Source organism: Falsiroseomonas oryziterrae, from assembly GCF_021864505.1.
In the GTDB taxonomy this organism is placed as follows: domain Bacteria; phylum Pseudomonadota; class Alphaproteobacteria; order Acetobacterales; family Acetobacteraceae; genus Falsiroseomonas; species Falsiroseomonas oryziterrae.
Genome location: NZ_JAKJIB010000502.1, coordinates 1 through 2008, shown reverse-complemented (window position 1 = coordinate 2008; position 2008 = coordinate 1). Strand labels below are relative to the sequence as shown.

Sequence of the window (2008 nt, the reverse complement as noted above, 5' to 3'; positions counted from 1 at the left end):
CGGAGCCGCCGCGGCCCGCGGCGCAGCCGGCTGCGATGCCGCCGGTCGCAGCGACGGAGGTCGCCGCCGAACGCGCCGTGCTCGATGCGCTGCGGGCACGTCGGGCGGAACTCGAGGCGCGCGAGACTTCGGTCGCGCAGCGCGAGGTCCTGCTCGCCGCCGCCGAGCGCCGCCTGCTCGGCCGCGTCGAGGAACTCGCTGCCCTGCAATCCAGGCTCGAGGCGCTGGAACGCGACCGGGCGGCCCGCGAGGAGGCCGGCCTGCGCGGTCTGGTGCGGGTCTACGAGGCGATGCGCCCGCGGGAGGCGGCGCAGATCTTCGACGAGCTGGAGATGGCGGTGCTGGTGCCCATCGTCGACCGGATGCGGGAAGCGCGAGCATCCCCGGTGCTCGGCGCGATGCGGCCCGACCGCGCCCGCGCCCTGACGGCGGAGCTTGCGCGGCTGCGTGCGGAGCGCATCGAACAGGACCGCGCCACGCGTCCGTGACGCGAGGCCCGTGGCGAGGCCTGGCACGCAACGCCCAGGCATTCGCAATGCGTTCACGCCTTCGCGCCTAGGGTCCCGCCCGACGCGGTACCGCAAGCGGGGTGACGTGCTGCCATGGACAAGACCACGCCCGTCCTGATCGTGGACGACTACAAGACGATGCTGCGCATCATCCGCAACCTGCTGAAGCAGCTCGACATCGAGAACGTGGAGGAGGCGACGGACGGCCAGGAAGCACTGAGCAAGCTGCGCAACGGCAATTTCGGCCTGGTCATCAGCGACTGGAACATGGCGCCGATGACGGGGCTCGACCTGCTGAAGGAGGTGCGCGCCGACGCGCGGCTCAAGCACACGCCCTTCATCATGATCACCGCCGAAAGCAAGACGGAGAACGTGATCGCCGCCAAGGCCGCGGGCGTCTCCAACTACATCGTCAAGCCCTTCAACGCCGAGACGCTGCGCGAGAAGATCGAGAAGGTGCTGGCGCATGCCTGACCGCGGCGGCGGCGCCGAGGAGGCGCGGATCGAGGATGGACCGCATGTCGTGCCCCGCGCGGCCGCCGGCGACCTGACTGCGAAGGAGGCGCTGCTGCTCGCCGAGCTCGACGGGCTTGGGCGGACGATCGCGAACGCGAAGCGCGAGATCGCCCGGCTCAAGGTGGACGACATCACCGACCGCCACATCCCGGCCGCGACCGACGAACTCGACGCCATCGTCCAGCACACGGCCGCCGCGACGAACGAGATCCTCGACTGCTGCGAAGTACTGGAGAGTCTGGCCGGACGCCTGCCCGAGGCGATTGCGGCGGCGACCCTGCAGGGCGCCATCACCCGAATCTACGAAGCCTGCAGCTTCCAGGACATCACCGGCCAGCGCATCGGCAAGGTCGTCGCCGCGCTGAAGGCGATCGAGATGCGCGTCGCCGTGGTCACCGGCCGCTTCGAGCCCGAGCCGGAGGAGGGCGAGCCGACCGACGGGCAGCGCCTCGCCCACGGCCCGCAGCGTCCCGGGACCGGCGTCAGCCAGGCCGACATCGATCGGCTGCTGGCCGGCTCCTGAATGCGCCGCGCCGGCCCGCTGCTGGTCCTGCTGCTCGTCGCGCCGCCGGCCTGGGCCGAGGCGCGGATGGGCGTTCGCGTCGGCGACCACCCGACCCATGGGCGCGTTGTCTTCGACGCTCCGTCCGGCACCTCCTATCGCGTCGAGGCGGAGGAGGGGCGCGTGCGGCTCAGCTTCGGCGGCGGCGCCACGCCGGACCTCGCCGCGGTGCGGCGGCCGCCGCGCAACGTCCTCGCCATCGAGGCGGCGCCGGGCAGCGCCGCCATCCTCGTCCCGCCGGGCACGCGCCTGCGGCACATGCGCCTCGGCGACCGCATCGTCGTGGATCTTCTGGATCCCGAGGCGCCGGAGGCTTCCGCGACCGCGCGCGCCGCCGCGCCGCGCACGGCGGAGCGCGCCGCTTCATCGGCCCCGGGCACGTCGGTATCCCGCCCCGCCCCGCCCCCCCCTCCCCCCTTCC

Annotated in this window: 4 protein-coding genes; all 4 read left to right on the top strand. The window is 73.1% G+C overall.

Translation table 11 applies throughout. From position 1 onward, the window contains the following. The coding region (locus L2I40_RS22470) for a MotE family protein (RefSeq protein ID WP_372491105.1) at positions 1 to 488 on the top strand (488 nt) is incomplete at its 5' end. 114 nt (positions 489 to 602) lie between these two features. Beyond that, positions 603 to 983: a chemotaxis response regulator CheY gene (locus tag L2I40_RS22465; RefSeq protein WP_237217554.1), complete on the top strand. Its 381-nt coding sequence runs from the start codon at positions 603 to 605 to the stop codon at positions 981 to 983. Further along, positions 976 to 1548, top strand: coding sequence for a protein phosphatase CheZ (locus tag L2I40_RS22460; RefSeq protein ID WP_237217552.1), 573 nt, complete (start codon positions 976 to 978; stop codon positions 1546 to 1548). Before L2I40_RS22465 ends, L2I40_RS22460 begins: the two co-directional genes overlap by 8 nt. Beyond that, on the top strand, positions 1549 to 2008 hold a 460-nt coding region (locus tag L2I40_RS22455), incomplete at its 3' end, for a hypothetical protein (RefSeq protein WP_456305761.1).